The following is an 18,416-nucleotide window of genomic DNA, read 5'->3' as shown; positions in this document are numbered from 1 at the left end:
GTCGGTCAGCCGTCCGCTTCAGCGGACACCGGCTTGGGGATCAGGAAAGACGTCCCGATAGCCGCCGCGATGATGACCATGCCCGCGATCATGCCCGCGGTGTAATCCGACGGCGACGACGGATCCGCCGGCACCGCCGCCGTCTTCACGGCGTACAAGACCGCAAAGCTCAGCCCCGCGCCCAGGTTGAACGCGCCCGCGTTCAGGCCGGGCAGGAAGCCGGGGTTCTCGCGCGGGGACAGCACGATGCCGAGCCCGTTGAGCACGATGTTCGCCACGCCCGCGTAGGTGATGCCGACCAGCAGCGACATCGCCAGGAGCAGCGGCCGGGAGTTGCTGCCGAGGGTGAGGATCATCAGGAGGACGGTCACCACGGAGCCGATCAGGCCGAACCGCAGGACGCGGCCGTACCCGAACGTCGCGGCGAGCCGGCCCGCCACCGGACCCATCGCCAGACCCGCAAGGGCATACGGCGTCAGCGTCCACCACGCCGACGCCTCGGCCGACATGCCCAGACCCGCCTGCGCGTCCTGCGCGAACGCCGGGATCAGCCCGTTCATGACGGCGAAGACGCCGGTCATGGTGAGGACCGTGGTCAGCAGCAGGGCCCAGGTCGAGCGCTGCTTGAGGTGGTGGGTGGCGACCAGCGGGTGGCCGCTGCGGCTCTCCGTACGCCAGAACAGCGCGAAGGCAATCGCGGCGATCACGACGAGCACGGCGATCAGCGGCCAGTTCGCGGCGGCCAGCTTGCCCGCCTCGTTGAACGCGGTCAGCAGGGTGCCGACCGAGATGACGAGGAGGAGCACGCCGGGCCAGTCCATCCGGCTCTTCACGGGCGCGGTGGACTCCCGGGTCATCGTGGCGACCAGCACCGCGGCGACCGCCGCGACGACGGCCATCGCCCAGAAGACCGCGCCGAAGCCGTAGTGGTCGGCGAGGTAGCCGCCCGCGAGCGAGTCCACGCCCGCGATGCCGCCGTTGACCGCGGTGATCACGCCGAGCAGGGTGCCGTACCTCTTCGGCTCGGTGACCTCGACCCGCAGCATGATCAGGCACAGCGGTACGGTCGGGCCGCTCACGCCCTGGAGGACGCGGCCGGCGAAGAGCATCGGCACGCTCGTCGCCAGCGCGGCGATGATGCAGCCGATGACCATCAGGGCCATCATCCCGGCCAGCACCTTGCGGCGGCCGATCACGTCGCCGAGCCGCGGCAGGAAGAGCGAGAAGAGCGCAGCGGCGGTGAAGAACGCGGTCTGGGTGAGGCCGATCTCCGCCGAGGTGGCATGGAGGCTGTCCTCGATGCTCTTCAGCGCGGGGCTCAGCATGCTCGCGTTGAGCTGGAAGGCGAAGCACGCCGCCAGCAGCGCGGTGAGCAGGACACCGACCCGGACGCCGGGTCTCTCCGTCAGGCCGCCCGGGGGCTGCCCCGTCGTAGTGGATGCGTTCATGCCAGTACGTCTCCGGGCTTCTGCGGGTTCTCGCCGATCAGCTCGGGGTCGCCGATCCGCTCCAGGGCGTCCACGACCAGGTCCCAGAAGCGGCCGTGGTCCAGCTTCACCGCGACCTGGGTGCGGCAGTCGGCCGGCGCCGGCGCGCGGAAGTCCGTGACGGTCATGCCCTTGGTCAGGGTGCCGGTCAGCTCGATGTCCACCGGGGCCCGGCGCACGGTCATCACGTCCGGGTCGATCACATACGCGACGGCGCACGGGTCGTGCACCGGCGGCGACTCGAAGCCCTGGTGGTCGCGGTAGGTGGTGCCGAAGAACTCCAGCAGCTCCTCGACGAACTTGGCGGGCTTGGTGCCCAGCGCGGCGATCCGCTCGGCCACCTCGGGCGTCGCGAGCGCCTGGTGGGTGAGGTCCAGGCCGACCATGGTGACCGGCCAGCCCGCGTTGAAGACGATGTGCGCGGCCTCGGGGTCGATGACGATGTTGAACTCGGCGACCGCGCTCCAGTTGCCCTCGTGGTAACCGCCGCCCATCAGGACGACCTCGCGGACCCGCTCGACGATGCGCGGCTCCTTGCGGGCGGCCAGCGCGATGTTGGTCAGGCCCGCGGTCGGGACGATGGTGATCTCGCCCGGCTCGTGGGACATCACGGTGTCGATGATCAGATCGACGGCGTGCCGCTCGTCCAGGACGCACGTCGGGTCCGGCAGCACGGGGCCGTCCAGACCGGTCTCGCCGTGGATGTCACCGGCGGTCTCGATGTTCCGTACGAGGGGACGCGGGCAGCCGGCGGCGAAGGGCACGTCGGTGATGCCCGCGATCCGCGCGACGGAGAGCGCGTTGCGGGTGACCTTCTCCAGCGTCTGGTTGCCGACCACGGTCGTCACGGCGACGAGCTCGATGTCGGGGTTGCCGTGGGCCAGGAGCATGGCGATCGCGTCGTCGTGCCCCGGGTCGCAGTCGAGGATGATCTTTCTGGCCAACGGTCGAGCCCCTTTGCCCTGTTGAACGGTGGTGCGGTGATCCCTGCGGCAGAGCGTGGGAAATCGTTCTCCGAAGGGCCGCGAAGAGTTCACCCGGATACCGGGGTGCTTGTCAATGATTCATCCCACAGTGCCCGGCGGCTGCCCGGTGATAACGTTTGCCCGCCGTTGCCGCAGCGCACGCCGCTTGCAGGCGCGCAGCCGAGCCGAGCGAAGGGCGCGACCGTGGCCGAAGTCACCTTGAAGGACGTCGCCCGCGCGTCCGGCTGTTCCGTCGCCACCGTCTCCCGCGTGCTCGCCGGCACCCGTCCGGTCGGCGCCGAGACCGCCCGTACGGTACGGGAGGCCGCCACCCGGCTGGGATACCGCCCCAACCACGTCGCCCGCGCGCTGCGCCGCCGGGCCACCGGCACCGTCGGCCTGGTCCTGCCGCAGATCACCAACCCCTTCTTCCCCGCGCTCGTGCGGGAGCTGGAGCACGCGCTGCACGCCGCCGGGCGGGCCCTGTTGCTCGCCGACTGCGACGACGACCCGACGACCGAGGCGGCCCGGATCGCGGAGTTCCTGGACCGGCAGGTGGACGCGCTGGTGCTGATACCGGTCGACGAGCGGCTCAGCCGGGAGGCGGTCGCGGACGCCGCGCGGCGGGTGCCGGTGGTGCTGCTGGACCGCGGCTGCGGCCCGGGCGTCGCCGACTCGGTCGCGGTGGACAACGCGGCCGGCATGGCCCTCGTACTGGATCACCTGGCGGCGGCGGGCCGCCGCCGGCCGTGGTTCGTGGGCGCGGCCGGCACGACCTCGACGGCGGCCGAGCGGCGCGCCGCGTACGAGGCGGGCGCGGCGGCCCTGGACCCGCAGGCCCCCGGCCGGGTCGAGCTGGGCGACTTCTCCGTGGCATGGGGGCGGGAGGCGGTCGACCGCATCTGGCCCTCGCGCCCGGACGCGATCATCTGCGCCAACGATCTGATCGCCGTCGGCGCCCTGCAGCGGCTGCGCCAGCTGGGTGCGGAGGTGCCCACCGAGGTCGCGGTCGTCGGCTTCGACGACGTGCCCTTCGCGGGCCTGGCCGACCCGGCGCTGACCACGGTCCGCCAGCCGGTCGGCGAACTGGCGGCGGAGGCGGCCAGGTTGCTGGGTGAGCGGTCGGGGGACCGGGCACCGGCCGTGGGGCCGAGCCGCACGGTCCGGCTCACGCCGGAACTGCTGGTACGGGCCTCCGGCTGATCTAGCGCTGACCGCACGCGCTGACCGCAGTGCTGACCGCACGCGCGCGGGTTGCGGGCGCGCCCTCCCGCGCGTCGTTCAAGAGCGGGTCGGGCATACCGGCCGGATAATGTGCATATGACGGATGAAATGCTGGATCCCGTGACATTGGCCGTACGGCCCGTGGTGTGCCCGGTGTGGTGCCGGCGTGTGCACACGGCCGCCGAGGCCGGTGGCCACGACGGGATCATGCATCTGGCGGAACCGGTCGGCTGGAACCTCTCGGCGCAGCCGGAGCGGGGGTTCCCGCAGTTCCACTTCCGGATCATGTGTGAAGAAGGTGCGTCCGGCCGGACGTCGCCGGTGGTCGAGGTGGGCGTGATCGAGGCCGAGGGCCGGCTGCCGTACTCCTGCGACGCGCGCACCGCCGGCGAGCTGGACCGGATCGTCGGCGAGCTGGAGCGGGTGCTGGAGACGCTGCGCGGCTGGCGCGCGGCGCTGCCCGGCGGGGTCTCGGTGCCCTGAACCGGTCCCAGCGGACGCCATCGCGGCCCTGAGGTTGAGTCGCGCAGGCGGCTTTCAAGGAATCTGCACATCGCCCGCGCATCGGCGGCACAGCGTGTGCCGTCCGGTGCGCGGCGGCGCGCCGCCGTCCGGGGCTTGGCGCGGGTATGTCCGGATGGGCCCGGCGTGTGCGCGCCGCCGTCGGCGCACGGGTAAACGTTCTTGTGAAGGAGTCGTCACCAAGGCGTGCACAAAACTGCACGCGATCGTCCGACGCCGGTGGAATGTGCCGACCGGCTGCCGCAAGCGGGTTGGCCCGGCCAGCAGTTGGCGTGCTTGGATCATTTCGACGCGGGAGTTGTGCGAATGCCTCCCCGGTTTCCATTCGGTGAATGACCGTTATGGCCGCCGGGTTATGTTCTGCCGCTGACTTCCGTGTTATTCGAGTATGACCCACAGTAATTGAAGGGAAACGCAAGTCATGGACTTCACCCCCCAGGTCGAGACCGCTGAGATCGCCGACGCCGAGCTGGACGCCATCGCCGGTGGCCTCGGCGTCTCGGGCACCGTCAACCAGGTTGTCGGCACCGTCGACGGTCTGACCGGTGGCGCCGTCGGCAGCACCCTCGGCCAGGTCAACGGCACCGTGCAGCAGACCACCGGCATCAACGCCGTGGGCACCGTCGAGGGCCTGACCCAGGGCCTCTGAGTCTCGCCACTGTCGTCGGTCGTACCGCCGCAGGCATGACTCGACCTATGGGTACATATCCGTACCCGTAGGTTTGCCGTGAGCCCCGGAGTATTTGCTCCGGGGCTCACGGATGCCATCGGTCGCCGTCTTCGCCCGTCAAGTGCGGGCTTTTCCGCCTGTGTTACGGTCATGCCTTGGTATGCCCGAACAGCGGGTATTTTCATGGATCATTGGTGCGCCATGTCGCGCGTGTCCTATTGGGTCGCCTTTTCGTCCGCGCTGCCCTTTGGTGTATGCGTCGGCGCCGAATGAGACAAAAGCAGTCGAGGGAAAAGTTCCGTGCAGTTCCGGCAAAAGGCGCTGGCCAAGCTCCAGTCGCCTGAAGAGCTCGACCTGCCCGTGCGCTACGCCCGGCCGCAGGGCGGCCTCGTCCTCGCCGTCACCGTCGTCGTGATGGCCGTCGCCGCCTTCTGGGCGGTCACCGGGTCCGTGTCCTCCAAGCTGACCTCGCCCGGCATCCTCACCCACCCCCAGGGCAGCTACGTCCTGCAGAGCCCGGTCGCCGGCCAGGTCACCCAGGTCTTCGCCAAGGAGGGCCAGCAGCTCCGGGCCGGAGCGCCGGTCCTGAAGGTACGCACCGCACAGGGCGACCGCGCCGTCCGCGCGGTGGCGCCGGGCCGCGTCACCAGTCTGGTCGGCAAGATCGGCTCGGTGGTCACCATGGGCGCCGACGTCGCGAGCGTCGAGCGTGTCCAGAGCGCACACGAACCGCTGGTGGCGATGGTGTACGTACCGAGCCGCAGCGCCGCCACCGTCCCCGTCGGCGCCACCGTCGACCTCACCGTCCAGTCCGTGCCCACGCAGCAGTACGGCGTGCTCCGCGGCAAGGTCAAGGCCGTCGGCCGGGCGCCGCAGAGCAGCCGTCAGATCGCCGGCTTCCTCGGCGACCGCGAGCTCGGCGAGCAGTTCACGGCGGACGGCCAGCCGATCGCGGTCCTCGTCGAGCTGGAGCGCGCCAAGGACACCAAGTCCGGCTACAAGTGGTCCACCGCCGACGGCCCGCCGAACGCGATCGGCTCCATGACGCCCGTCACCGGTGCGATCCACCTGACCGCGCAGCGCCCGATCGATTGGCTCCTCCCGTGACCGCGCAGCCCGAAGCCCCGGCACCGCCCCCGCTGCCGCCCGGCGGCCGCGGCCGGCACCGCCCGAACACCAAGCCCGACCGGCGCCGCTCCGGCCGCAGCGGGACCGGACCCGCCAAGGGCGCGGGGAAGACGGTCCGTACGCCCACCATCCTCCAGATGGAGGCCGTGGAGTGCGGCGCCGCCTCGCTCGCCATGGTCCTCGGCCACTACGGACGGCACGTCCCGCTGGAGGAGCTGCGCATCGCGTGCGGCGTCTCCCGCGACGGCTCCCGTGCCTCCAACCTCCTCAAGGCGGCCCGCGCCTACGGCCTGAAGGCCAAGGGCATGCAGATGGAGCCGGCCGCGCTCGCCGAGGTCCGGTCCCCGGCCATCCTCTTCTGGGAGTTCAACCACTACGTCGTCTTCGACGGCATGGGCCGCCGCTTCGGCCGCAAGGGCGCGTTCATCAACGACCCCGACCGGGGCCGCCGCTTCGTGCCCGCCGAGGACTTCGACACCAGCTTCACCGGCGTCGTGCTGACCTTCGAGCCCGGCGAGGACTTCCGCAAGGGCGGCCGCAAGCCCGGCGTCCTCGGCGCCCTGCCGCCCCGGCTGCGCGGCACCTCCGGCACCATGCTCGCCGCGGTCCTCGCCAGCTTCCTGCTGGTCGTGGTCGGCGCGACGGTGCCCGCGCTGAGCCGTACGTACATCGACATGTTCCTGATCGGCGACCAGACGTCGCTGCTCGGGGTGCTCTTCGCGTCGATGGGCACGACCCTCGTGCTGACAGCCGCGCTCACCGCGCTGCAACAGGCGAACCTGCTGCGCGGCCGCATCATCTCCTCCACCCTGAGCAGCGCCCGCTTCCTGCGCCATCTGCTCCGGCTGCCGGTCACCTTCTTCGCACAACGCAACCCCGCCGACCTCGTCCAGCGCCTGCAGTCCAACGACACGGTCGCCGAGACCCTGGCCCGCGACCTCGCCGCGGCCGGCGTGGACGCGGTCGTCGTCATCCTCTACGCGTTCCTGCTGTGGTCGTACGATCCGCAGCTCACCCTCATCGGCGTGGCCGTCGCGCTGCTCAACGTCGCCGCCATGCGCATCGTCGTACGGCTGCGCGCCACGGGCACCCAGAAGCTGCGCGCCGACACCGCCCGGCTGACCAACACCTCGTACAGCGGTCTGCAGCTCATCGAGACGATGAAGGCCACCGGCGGCGAGAACGGCTACTTCCGGCGCTGGGCCGGGCAGCACGCCACCACCTTGGACGGGCAGCAGCGGCTCGGCGTGCCCAGCGTCTGGCTCGCCGTCGTCGCGCCCACCCTCGCCGCCCTCAACAGCGCGCTGATCCTGCTCGTCGGCGGTCTCAGCGCGGTCGAAGGCCATATGTCGGTAGGTCTCCTTGTCGCCTTCCAGGCGCTGGTCACCAACTTCACGGCCCCGATCACCCGGCTCAACGGCATGGCGGCCCGCATCCAGGACTTCGCCGCCGACGTCGCCCGCCTGAAGGACGTCGAGTCCTTCCCGGTCGACTCGCTCTACACCCGCCCCGAGCCGGTCGCGTCCACCCGCCGACTCAAGGGCCATGTGGAGCTGACGAGCGTCACCTTCGGCTACAGCCCGCTCGACAAGCCGCTGCTCACCGAGTTCTCGCTGACCGTCGGGCCCGGGCAGCAGGTCGCCCTCGTCGGCGGCTCCGGCAGCGGCAAGTCCACTGTCTCCCGCCTGATCTCCGGCCTGTACAGCCCGTGGGAGGGCACCATCCACATCGACGGGCAGCGGCTGGAGGACATCTCCCGCGGCGCCCTCGCCTCCTCGGTCTCCTTCGTCGACCAGGACGTCTTCCTCTTCGAAGGCACGGTCCGCGACAACGTCGCGCTGTGGGACCCCTCGATTCCCGACGAGGCCGTCATCGAGGCGCTGAAGAACGCCGCGGCGTACGACATGGTGGCCCGCCGCCCCGGCGGCATCCACAGCCGCGTCGAGCAGGACGGCCGGAACTTCTCCGGCGGCCAGCGGCAGCGCCTGGAGATCGCCCGGGCCCTGGTCCGGCGCCCCTCCATCCTCGTCCTGGACGAAGTCACCTCCGCCCTGGACGCGGAGACCGAACAGATCATCATGGACAACCTGCGGCGCCTGGGCTGCGCCTGCGTCGTCATCGCCCACCGCCTCAGCACGGTGCGCGACAGCGACGAGATCGTGGTCCTCGACCACGGCACGGTCGTCGAGCGCGGGCGGCACGAGGACCTGGTCGCCGCCCAGGGCGCGTACGCAGAGCTGGTCAAGGAGTCCTGAGGTGACAACCCCGCACCCCGCGGCGACCGGTGCGGCCGCCGACGACACCGTGCTGCACGCCCTCGGCGGGCTCGGCACCGAGGTCGACTGCACGGGCCTGCGCAGCCTGCCGCTCGAAGGGCCGCACGTGCTGTGGCTGGTCACCGGCGGCGCCATGGACCTCTTCGCGGTCGACGCGGCCCAGCAGGGCCACTGGTACTTCCTCGGCCGGCTCGCCCCCGGCACCCTGCTCCTCGGCCCCGTCGAAGGCCCGCAGCACACCCTTGTCGCCCGGCCGCTTGCGGGCTGCGCGGTCCGCCGCATCCAGCTGCGCGAGCTGTTCCGGGCCGAGTACGGCGGCGCGGAGTACGACGCGTACGGCCGGTACGTCGGCCCGGCCTGGGAGACCGGCGAATACGCGTACGACGCCGCGCTCAGCCCGCTGGAGGACGCCTTCGCGCGCGGCGTCGGCCGCAGCCAGCGCGTGCTCTTCGAAGCGCCGCTGGACGGCGAGTACGGGGCGGGCGAGTCCGTCGGGACCGACGGGGCGGCCGACGAGAACATCCTCTGGATGCCCGTCGAGCCCGGCAGCCTCCAGTACGGCGCCCACTACAGCGCCGAGGCCGCCGCCGACCTGCTCATCGACGCAGCGATGTGGCAGCGGATGGTCGACCAGCAGTACCGGCTGCTGTCCGCGCTGGACCGCTGGATCGAGCGCCTGGAGCGCGCGCACGAGGACCGCACCGCGGCCGGCATCCAGGCCGGCGAGGCCGCCCGCTCGCAGGCCGACCAGACCCTGCTGTCCTCCATCGGTTCCACGGGTCCCCGCGGCGGGCACAAGGGCGCCACCGACGACGCCACCCTCGCCGTCTGCCGCAAGGTCGCCGACGCCGCCGGGATCACGCTGACCTCGCCCAAGGAGGGCGGCACGGCGAACGACCGGCTCAGCCCCGTCGAGCGCATCGCCGTCAGCTCCCGCATCCGCACCCGCGTCGTCAAGCTCGACGGCCGGTGGTGGCGCGAGAACAGCGGCCCGCTCGTCGGCCACCGCAGCGAGACCGGCGAGCCCGTGGCGCTGCTGTGGCGCCGGGGCCGTTACGAAGCGGTCGCGGCCGACGGCACCCGCACCCGGCTCGACCAGGAGCGGGTGGCGGCGCTCGAACCGCGCGCGGTCATGCTCTACCGGCCGCTGCCCGACCGCCCCATGGGCGCCCTGCGGCTGATCCGCTTCAGCATGCGCGGCACCCGCCTGGACCTGCGCAACCTCGCCATCGGCGGGCTGGTCGCCGTGGTACTCGGCGCGCTCGTGCCGATCGCCACCGGCAAGGTGCTGGGCGACTACGTGCCCAACGCCGAGCGCGGCCTGATCATCCAGACGGCCGTCGCGCTGATCGTCACCAGCCTGGTCTCCGCCGTCTTCATGCTGCTGGAGAACACCTCCATCCTGCGCGTCGAAGGACGCATCGAATCCACCCTCCAGCCGGCCGTCTGGGACCGGCTGCTGCGGCTGCCCACGAAGTTCTTCAGCGAGCGGTCCACGGGCGAGCTGGCCAGCGCCGCGATGGGCATCAGCGGCATCCGCCGCATCCTGTCCGGTATCGGCTCGGTCGTCGTCCAGGCCGGCACGGTCGGCGCGATGAACCTCGTCCTGCTGCTGGTCTACAGCCCCAAGCTGGCCGTCGTCGCGATCGCCATGCTGCTCTGCATCGCCGCGGTCTTCCTGCTCCTGGGCCTGTGGCAGCTGCGTTCCCAGCGACGTCTGATCGAGCTGACCAACAAGCTCAACAACCAGGCGTTCCAGACCTTGCGCGGACTGCCGAAGCTGCGCGTCGCCGCCGCCGAGAGCTTCGCCTACGGGGCGTGGGCCGGGGAGTTCGCCCGCAGCCGAGAGCTGCAGCAGAAGGTCGGCCGGATCAAGAACCTCACCACCGTGCTCAACGCGGTCTACCTGCCGCTGTGCACCCTGGTGATGTTCATGCTGCTCGCGGGCCCGGCCCGCGGCACGCTCACGGCCGGCGCGTTCCTCACCTTCAACACCGCCGTCACGATGATGCTGTCCTCGGTGACCCAGCTCACCGGCGCATGCCTCCAGGCGTTCGCCGTGCTGCCGATGTTCGAGCAGATCAAGCCGGTCCTCGACGAGCGCCCCGAAGTACGCGGCGGCTCGACCCAGCCCGGCACCCTCGACGGTGGCATCGAGGCCCGCGGTCTGTCCTTCCGTTACTCCGACGACGGACCGCTGGTCCTGGACGATGTGTCCTTCGAGGTGCGGCCCGGCGAGTTCGTCGCCGTCGTCGGCGCGAGCGGCTGCGGCAAGTCCACCCTGCTGCGCCTCCTCATCGGCTTCGACCGCCCGGTCTCCGGCAGCGTCCTCTACGACGGTCAGGACCTGGCGGCGCTGGACCAGGCCGCCGTGCGCCGCCAGTGCGGCGTGGTGCTGCAGAACGCCCAGCCCTTCAACGGCTCCATCCTCGAGTGCATCTGCGGTGCCGAGATGTTCACGCAGGAGGAGGCGTGGGCGGCCGCGGAGATGGCGGGCCTGGCCGAGGACATCAAGCGGATGCCGATGGGCATGCACACGATGCTCTCCGACGGCGGCGGCTCGATCTCCGGCGGCCAGCGGCAGCGGCTGATGATCGCCCAGGCGCTGATCCGGCGGCCGCGCATCCTCTTCTTCGACGAGGCCACCAGCGCGCTGGACAACGAGACCCAGCGGGTGGTCACCGAGAGCACCCGCACGCTCAACGCCACCCGCGTCGTCATCGCCCACCGGCTCTCCACGGTCATGGACGCCGACCGGGTGATCGTCATGTCCGAGGGCCGGGTCGCCCAGCAGGGCACCCCCGCCGACCTGCTCGCCGACACCGGCGGCCTCTTCCACGAGCTGGTCCGCCGGCAGATCAGCTAGCGATGCGGGCGGGTGGCGGGCCCGCAGTGTGGAACGTCACGCTCCGCTCCGCCGTCCGCACGTAAGAATGCCGTGTGCTCCAGCAACTGTTCACGCCCTCCGTCCAGCACACGCTCGACCTGATCGGCATCTTCGTCTTCGCGATCTCCGGCGCGCTGCTCGCCGTGCGCAAGAACTTCGACATCTTCGGCATCGCCGTGCTCGCCGAGGTCACCGCGCTCGGCGGCGGGCTGATCCGCGACCTGATCATCGGCGCCGTGCCGCCGGCCGCCTTCACCGACCTCGGGTACTTCGTCACCCCGCTGTTCGCGGCCGTCCTCGTCTTCTTCCTCCACCCGCAGGTCCAGCGGATCCAGACCGGCGTGAACGTCTTCGACGCGGCCGGCCTCGGCCTCTTCTGCGTGGCGGGGACCACCAAGGCGTACGAGTACGGGCTCGGGCTCACCGCCTCCGCCACCCTTGGCCTCGCCACGGCCGTCGGCGGCGGCGTGCTGCGCGACATCATCGCCAATGAGGTCCCCTCGCTGGTGCGCTGGGACCGCGACCTCTATGCCGTGCCGGCCATCGTCGGCTCGGCCATCGTCGTCCTGTGCATCCGCTTCCAGGCCCTCAACCCCGGCACGAGCGCGGTGGCGGCCATCGTCGCGTTCGCCGTTCGGCTGCTCGCCCTCAAGTACCACTGGCGCGCACCCCGCGCCTGGAACCGCCGGTCCTCCGCGGTGGAGGTGGAGGAGGGCTGAGCCCGGCCCCGCGCCGCGGCGGGTGGCGCGGTCAGTCGGCCGGTTCCGGCTCCGTGAAGGAGTTCCAGAGGGCCGTGAGAGTGGCGCCGAGCAGCTCGGGCAGCGGGGTGTGCGGCGCCGGGTCGTCCGGCGGGGGAGTGCCGGGGCCGGGGTCGACCCGGGCGCGGAGGCAGAAGCCCTCCAGGACGGCGAGGAGCGCGACGACGAAGTCGGCGACGGTGCGGCCGGGGGCCGGCCGGCGTCCCTCGCGGGCCAGCAGGCGTTCCAGCGCGGCGGCGTAGCCGATGCCCAGCTGGCGGTAGCCGCCCTGGGCCGCCTCGCGGACCTTGGGGTGTTCGCCCAGCACGTAGAAGGTCAGGTAGACGTAGGTGAGGGGGTTGGCGCTGGCGCGTTCGAGGTAGCCGGCGGCGACCGTGGTGAGGATGGACTCGACCGGTGCCGTGGTGTCCGCCAGCGCCAGCAGTTCGGTCACCGCGTCCCGGTCCTCCGGATACGCGTCCGGACCGAGCAGGTGGAACATCAGCTCCGCCTGGTAGTCGGCCTGGGTGGGCCACAGGGGGTAGATCGCGCCGGTGGTGATCGGCTGCGCGGGGCCGACGCCCGGCTGCCGGTCCGCGGCGATCTCGGTGGCGAGCCGGGCGACCTCGGTGAGCCTGATGTGGGCCAGCGGCCCGGCGAGCGCCTGGTCGGAGGGGTCGGCGGCGTGCCGGCGCACCAGCTCCACGCCTGCTTCGAGCATCAACGCCCGGGTCTCCGCCGGTGAACGACGGCTCCGCCGCCCCTTCTTGGCGTTTCCCGGCATCGCGGTCTTTCCCGGCATCGCGCTGCTGCCCCCTTCATCGGCACCATGTCGCCGCAGGCGCCATGGTCATCGTAGGCCCATTGTCGCCGTAGAAAAGTTACCGTAACTTTTCTACGGAGCTTGGTTGCACGCCCCACGAGCGTAGGGAGACCAGCACGATGACGCAGTCCTTGGAGAAAACCCAGGCCCGCGCCCTGGACGAACTGATCGCCGAGCAGGAGAAGATCCTCACCGACCGCACCGCCGGCTCCGCCCGGCTGCGCGCCGAGGCACGGGAGTCGCTCGCCGGCGGGGTCGCCTCCGCATGGCAGGACTCGCCGCCCGTCGCCGTCTGGATCGAGGACGGACACGGCGCACACGTCCGCGACGTGGACGGCACCGACTACGTCGACCTGCACGGCGGCTTCGGTGTCGGCCTCGCGGGCCACGCCCACCCGGCGATCGTCGCCGTGGTCACCGAACGCGTGCGGCACGGCACCCACTTCGCCCAGCCCACCCGCGACCTGATCCCGGTGACCCGGCTGCTCGCGGGGCGGTTCGGACTGCCCCAGTGGCGCTTCACCAACTCCGGTACGGAAGCCACGATGGACGCCGTCCATCTGATGCGGGCCGCGACCGGGCGCAAGAAGATCCTCAAGGTGGAGGGCAGTTACCACGGCCACCACGATTCGGTACAGGTCTCCGGCTACGCCCGCGTCGCCGAGGATATCGGCCCCGACGACCGGCCGCGCTCGGTGCCGTACGGCCCGGCGTACCCCACCGAGCTGACCGACCTCACGCTCGTCGTGCCGTTCGGCGACCTCGCCGCGGTCGAACGGGCGCTGACCGAGCACCCCGGAGAGATCGCCGGCATGATCATCGAGCCGGTCATGATGAACATCGGCCTGATCGTCCCGCCGCCCGGCTACCACGCCGAACTGAAGGCGCTGCTGCACCGGCACGGCGCCCATCTCGCCTACGACGAGGTCAAGACGGGCTTCGCGATCGCCCCCGGCGGCGCCACCGAACTCTTCGGCACCACACCGGACATCGTGTGCCTCGCCAAGGCCATGGGCGGCGGCATCCCGTGCGGTGCGGTCGGCGCCACCCGGGAACTGATGGACCGCATCGCCGACCACACCTACGAACAGGTCGGCACCTTCAACGGCAACCCCATGATGCTCGCCGCGACCCGCGCGATGCTCACGGAGGTACTGACCGAGGACGCCTACCGCGGCTTCGACGCCCTCCGGTCGCGGATGACCGGCGGCGTCGAGGCCGCGCTGCGCCGGTACGGCCTGCCGGGGTACGTGGCCGCACACGGCGCCAAGGGCTCGGTGATCTTCACCGAACGGCTGCGCAACTTCCGGGACTTCCTCGCCTACGACGACCGCTGGGGCCATCTGCACTGGCTGTACCAGCACAACGGCGGCGTCTTCCTGCCGCCCTGGGGCAAGACCGAACAGTGGACGCTCTCGGTGCAGCACACCGCCGAGGACGCCGAGCGCTTCGTCCTCAACTTCGAGCGGTTCGCGGCCGCCGTGCACACCGCACTGGCCACCGCGGCCTCATGACCGGCGGCTGCCCGCGTCGGCCGTGTGCTGCGCCGCCAGCCGTACCGTGGCGTTGGCCGCGCCGTACCCCTGATAGCCGCCGCGCCGCTCCACGAGCTCGAAGAAGACCCGTCCGACGGTGACCGTGTAGCAGTGCAGGAACTCCCCGCCGTCCGCGTCCCGTTCGTAGAGGATGCCCAGCTCACGGAAGGCGTCCAGGGTCTCGGGGGCGAGGCCGTACCGCGCGTCGAGGTCGTCGTAGTAGTTGTCCGGGATGGGCAGCAGACTCGCGCCGCTCTCCCGCACCCGGCGCGCGGTCGCGAGCAGGTCGTCGGTGGCCAGCGCGATGTGCTGCGGCCGCACCTCCTGCTCGCCCGGTACGGGAGCGACGTTCAGCGCGATCCGCAGGCTGCCGGTGGCATTGGCGACGGCACGACTGCGGAAGAGGCCGTACGGATCGGCGAGGTCCAGGCTCTCGTTGGGCTGCAGGCCCAACACGCTCGCGTAGAAGAGGGCCGCCTCGTCGAAGTGGTGCCAGGGCTGGGTGAGCGCGACATGGTCGATACGGGTGACCCCGGCCGTGCCGCGCTGCGGCGCCGGCGCGCCGAAGTCCGCCGTCCAGCTCGGGTGGTCCTCCCGGTCCGTACGGCAGAAGAACAGCTCGGTGTCGTCCGGCGCGGCCACCGCGTCCAGCGGTACGTCCCCGGGCGCACGGCGGCGGGGCACGACCGGCGCCCGCAGCGACTCGGCACGGCGCACGGCGGCGGCGGGCTCCGGGCTCTCCAGCCCGAGCGCGACCAGGCCGGGGCCCTCGCGGCGAGCACCGCTCACGGTGTTGAGAAGTACGCGCGCCTCGCCCTGCTGCCACAGCTCCACCGGCTTGCCGCCGGTGTGCCGGCCCGCGCGCACGAAGCCGAGCGAGCCGAGCAGGGAGCGCAGCGGTTCGGTGTCGGCGGCGGCGAGCTCGGCGAAGGCGACCCCGTCCGGGACGACCGGCGCGGGCAGGCTGCTGAGCCCGGCGGCCTCCTCCAGGGCGATCAGCGAGCGCATCGCGTCGACCGCGGTGCGCCCCGCGTCCGCCTGCCGGAAGACATCGTTGAAGATCTCCAGCGAGAGCGGGCCGGAGTAACCGGCGCGCAGCACATGGCCGAGCATCCCGGCGAGGTCGAAGCCGCCCTGGCCGGGGAAGCAGCGGTAGTGCCGGCTCCACTGGAGTACGTCCATCGCCAGCTTGGGCGCGTCGGCCAGCTGCAGGAAGAAGATCTTCTCGCCGGGGATGTCCTCGATGCCCTTGGGGTCCGAGCCGCGCGAGAGGATGTGGAAGCTGTCCAGGCAGGTGCCGAGCGCCGGGTGATCGGCCTGCTCGACGATGCGCCAGGCGTGGTCGTAGGTGTTGACGTGCCGGCCCCAGGCCAGCGCCTCGTACGCGAGGCGGATGCCGTGCTCGGCCGCGCGCTCGGCGAGGGCGCGCAACTGGCGCGCTGCGAGCGCGTCGTCGTCGACGGCGTCCGGCGAGACGTTGGAGCACACCAGCATCAGATCGGAGCCCAGCCGCTCCATGACGGCGAACTTCCGCTCCGCGCGCCGCATATTGCGCGCGAAAACCTCCTCCGGCACCGCCTCGAAGTCGCGGAACGGCTGGTAGAGGTCGATCGACAGGCCGAGGTCGGCGGCGCGCAGCCGGATCTCCTCCGGACCGAGCGGGCTGGCCAGCAGGTCGTTCTCGAAGATCTCGACACCGTCGAACCCGGCGGCTGCGACGGCGCTGAGCTTCTCGGAGAGCGAGCCGCTCAGCGACACCGTGGCGATGGACTTGCGCATCAGGGCCTCCTCAGACCGCGGCCGCGCCGACCAGGTCGGCGAGGTCGGCGAGCATCTCTTCGGCGTGCGGTTCCCGGCCGGTGAAGAGCCGGAAGGCATCGGCGGCCTGGAAGACGGCCATGCCGCCGCCGTCCAGCGTCCGGCAGCCCAACTCCCGTGCGGTACGGACGAGTTCGGTCTCCAGCGGGCGGTAGACGACCTCGGCGACCCACAGGTCGGCGCGGAGCAGCCCGGCCGGGAGCGGGAGGCCGGGGTGGGCCGCCATGCCGGTGGGCGTGGCGTGCACCAGGCCGTCGGCGCCGGGCAGTACGGCGGCCAGCTCGTCCGGGGTGGCGGTGGCGGCGCGGCCGGCGCCGAAGCGGGTATTGAGGGATTCGGCGAGCGCCCCGGCTCGTACCGCGTCGGTGTCGACGAGGACGAGCCGGTCGGTGCCGAGCGAGAGCATGGCGTGCGCGACGGCGGAGCCGGCGCCGCCCGCGCCGATCTGGACGACCTCGCGGGTCGCGGCGCCGGGCAGGCCGCGCGCGAAGGACTGGGTGAAGCCGGTGACGTCGGTGTTGTGGCCGACCGTCCGGCCGCCCTGGAAGACGACGGTGTTGACCGCGCCCAGCTCGGCCGCGCCGGGGGACAGCTCGTCCAGGTGCGGGATCACGAGCTGCTTGCAGGGGTGCGTGATGTTGAGTCCATCGAAGCCGAGGCTACGCGCGGCGCGGATCAGCTCGCCGACGGACTCGGCCGGTACGCCCAGCGTGTCGATGTCGAGCGTCCGGTAGAGCAGCCGCAGGCCGTGCCGGTCGGCCTCCCGCTCGTGCAGGGCCGGGCTCAGCGAGGGGCCGATGCCGGATCCGATGAGGCCGGTGAGATACGAGGGCGTGGACAACGCGACTCCCTGGTGGTGCGTTATGAACGTACTAGATAGTTAATTATGGCGGCGGAGGGCCGCGGGGGAAAGGGCGACCCGCGGCCCTCCGGGACCGGCGCCGGTCAGACGGAGGTGGCGCCGGCCAGGTCGCCGCGGTCCTTCGCCTGCTCCGGCTTCTCGCCGAGCAGCGCGGTCGGCACGCGGTAGGTCTCCCGGCCGGTCAGTACGGCGAGGGAGCAGATCACGCAGGTCCCGGCAGTAAAGGTGGCCACTCCGACCCAGTTGCTGCCGCCGGACCCGGCGATCCGCTCGGCGATGCTCACAGCGAAGCCCGCGACCGCGAAGCCGATCTGGGTGCCGATGGCCATACCGGAGAGCCGGACCCGGGTCGGGAACATCTCGCCGTAGAACGAGGGCCAGATGCCGTTGGCGGCGCTGTAGACCACGCCGAAGAAGACGATGCCGGTGAGGAAGACCAGCGGGTAGCTGCCGGTCGAGACGGCCCACAGGTACACGAAGATCATGACGGCCGAGCCGAGCGAGCCGATCAGGAAGACCGGCTTGCGGCCGATCCGGTCCGACAGCTTGGCCCACAGCGGGATCGCGAGCAGCGCGACCGCGTTGGAGAGCACGCCGACCCAGAGCATCGCCGACTTGTCCAGGCCGACCGCGTCGCTGATGGCGTACGCCAGGGCCCAGACCGAGAAGATCGTGCTGACGGTGGCGATCAGGGCGGCCGCGATCACTCGCAGTACGTCGGCCCAGTGGTTGCGGAGCAGGTCCGCGAGCGGCAGCTTGGCCACCGCGTCGTCGGCCGCGGCCTGCTCGAAGACCGGGGTCTCCGTGAGCTTGCGCCGGATGAGGTACCCGGCAGCCGTAACGGCCACGCTGACCAGGAACGGGAGGCGCCAGCCCCAGGTGTAGAGCTGCTCCTCGGGGAGCGCGGCCACGGGGATGAAGACCAGAGTGGCGATGATCTGGCCCGCCTGGGTGCCGTTGAGCGCGAAGCTCGTGTAGTACCCCCGTCGGTGCTCGGGCGCGTGTTCCAGCGTCATGGAATTGGCGCTGGCCTGCTCACCGGCGGCGGAGAGGCCCTGCAGCACGCGCATCAGGACGAGCAGGACCGGGGCTGCGGTTCCGACCTGCGCGTATGTCGGCAGACAGCCGATCAGGAAGGTCGACAGGCCCATCAGCATCAGGGTGAAGACCATGATCTTGCGGCGGCCGAGCCGGTCGCCGTAGTGGCCCAGGAAGAGCGCGCCGATCGGGCGGGCCGCGTAGGCGACACCGAAGGTCGCCAGCGAGATCAGCGTCGCGGTCGCCGGATCGGACGGATCGAAGAAAATCTTCGGGAAGACCAACGCCGCGGCGCTGCCGTAGATGAAGAAGTCGTAGTACTCCAGCGCGCTGCCGATCCAGGCGGCGACGGCGGCTTTGCGCGGCCGGGCGGGGGGCGGGGCCCCGGCCTCGGACGAGAGAGCGGACATGCCTGCTCCACGGGGGGACGGCCACCCGCGTCTT

General features: G+C 71.5%; 14 protein-coding genes. 8 read left to right on the top strand and 6 right to left on the bottom strand.

The genetic code is table 11. The features are described 5' to 3' along the window. Positions 1-5 precede the first annotated feature (5 nt). Both uriT and uriH read right to left on the bottom strand, forming a co-directional pair. Positions 6-1,448: a uridine transporter UriT gene (gene uriT, locus IF04_RS0104085; RefSeq protein ID WP_030250962.1), complete on the bottom strand. Its 1,443-nt coding sequence runs from the start codon at positions 1,446-1,448 to the stop codon at positions 6-8. Continuing rightward, complete coding sequence (gene uriH, locus IF04_RS0104080) at positions 1,445-2,431, bottom strand: uridine-preferring nucleoside hydrolase UriH (RefSeq protein ID WP_037958250.1); 987 nt, start codon at positions 2,429-2,431, stop codon at positions 1,445-1,447. The genes uriT and uriH overlap by 4 nt, the downstream gene beginning before the upstream one ends. A 225-nt stretch (positions 2,432-2,656) precedes the next feature. Between uriH and IF04_RS0104075 the strand changes: the two genes are divergently transcribed. The 7 genes from IF04_RS0104075 (at position 2,657) to IF04_RS0104045 (ending at position 11,878) form a co-directional block, all read left to right on the top strand. Then, the gene (locus IF04_RS0104075; protein ID WP_030250956.1) at positions 2,657-3,655 is read left to right on the top strand and encodes a LacI family DNA-binding transcriptional regulator; all 999 of its coding nucleotides are present in this window, start codon (positions 2,657-2,659) and stop codon (positions 3,653-3,655) included. Between the two features lie 117 nt (positions 3,656-3,772). Next, entirely contained in the window at positions 3,773-4,159 is a 387-nt protein-coding gene (locus IF04_RS0104070) for a DUF6907 domain-containing protein (protein WP_157847600.1), read from the top strand. A gap of 460 nt (positions 4,160-4,619) precedes the next feature. Then, positions 4,620-4,847: a hypothetical protein gene (locus tag IF04_RS0104065; protein ID WP_030250951.1), complete on the top strand. Its 228-nt coding sequence runs from the start codon at positions 4,620-4,622 to the stop codon at positions 4,845-4,847. 321 nt (positions 4,848-5,168) lie between these two features. After that, positions 5,169-5,975 (top strand): HlyD family efflux transporter periplasmic adaptor subunit, encoded by an 807-nt coding sequence (locus tag IF04_RS0104060; protein WP_030250947.1) that lies wholly within the window; start codon positions 5,169-5,171, stop codon positions 5,973-5,975. Positions 5,976-6,133: 158 nt separating this feature from the next. After that, the gene (locus IF04_RS0104055; RefSeq protein ID WP_051830747.1) at positions 6,134-8,251 is read left to right on the top strand and encodes an NHLP family bacteriocin export ABC transporter peptidase/permease/ATPase subunit; all 2,118 of its coding nucleotides are present in this window, start codon (positions 6,134-6,136) and stop codon (positions 8,249-8,251) included. Between the two features lies 1 nt (position 8,252). Continuing rightward, complete coding sequence (locus IF04_RS0104050) at positions 8,253-11,138, top strand: NHLP bacteriocin export ABC transporter permease/ATPase subunit (RefSeq protein WP_030250942.1); 2,886 nt, start codon at positions 8,253-8,255, stop codon at positions 11,136-11,138. A gap of 74 nt (positions 11,139-11,212) precedes the next feature. Continuing rightward, positions 11,213-11,878 carry a trimeric intracellular cation channel family protein gene (locus IF04_RS0104045; protein WP_030250939.1) on the top strand — a complete coding sequence of 222 codons (666 nt, stop codon included), beginning with the start codon at positions 11,213-11,215 and terminating at the stop codon, positions 11,876-11,878. Between the two features lie 31 nt (positions 11,879-11,909). On the opposite strand, the gene IF04_RS0104040 is transcribed toward IF04_RS0104045, so the two are convergent. After that, positions 11,910-12,698 (bottom strand): hypothetical protein, encoded by a 789-nt coding sequence (locus tag IF04_RS0104040; RefSeq protein WP_157847599.1) that lies wholly within the window; start codon positions 12,696-12,698, stop codon positions 11,910-11,912. A 140-nt stretch (positions 12,699-12,838) separates the two neighbouring features. Between IF04_RS0104040 and IF04_RS0104035 the strand changes: the two genes are divergently transcribed. After that, the gene (locus IF04_RS0104035) at positions 12,839-14,233 is read left to right on the top strand and encodes an aspartate aminotransferase family protein (protein ID WP_030250932.1); all 1,395 of its coding nucleotides are present in this window, start codon (positions 12,839-12,841) and stop codon (positions 14,231-14,233) included. Here the strand turns inward: IF04_RS0104035 and IF04_RS0104030 are convergent. From IF04_RS0104030 to IF04_RS0104020, 3 genes are all read right to left on the bottom strand, one after another. Further along, positions 14,228-16,033 (bottom strand): bifunctional sugar phosphate isomerase/epimerase/4-hydroxyphenylpyruvate dioxygenase family protein, encoded by a 1,806-nt coding sequence (locus IF04_RS0104030; RefSeq protein ID WP_030250928.1) that lies wholly within the window; start codon positions 16,031-16,033, stop codon positions 14,228-14,230. The genes IF04_RS0104035 and IF04_RS0104030 overlap by 6 nt on opposite strands. A gap of 10 nt (positions 16,034-16,043) precedes the next feature. Then, positions 16,044-16,913, bottom strand: a complete 870-nt coding sequence (locus tag IF04_RS0104025) for a shikimate dehydrogenase (RefSeq protein WP_030250924.1) — start codon at positions 16,911-16,913, stop codon at positions 16,044-16,046. A gap of 104 nt (positions 16,914-17,017) precedes the next feature. After that, entirely contained in the window at positions 17,018-18,382 is a 1,365-nt protein-coding gene (locus tag IF04_RS0104020) for an MFS transporter (protein WP_030250920.1), read from the bottom strand. Positions 18,383-18,416 lie beyond the last annotated feature (34 nt).

This window comes from Streptomyces violens (assembly GCF_000717745.1).
Taxonomy (GTDB): Bacteria; Actinomycetota; Actinomycetes; order Streptomycetales; family Streptomycetaceae; genus Streptomyces; species Streptomyces violens.
Note: the sequence above shows the minus strand (reverse complement) of the source record. Positions and strands in the feature narration are given on the sequence as shown.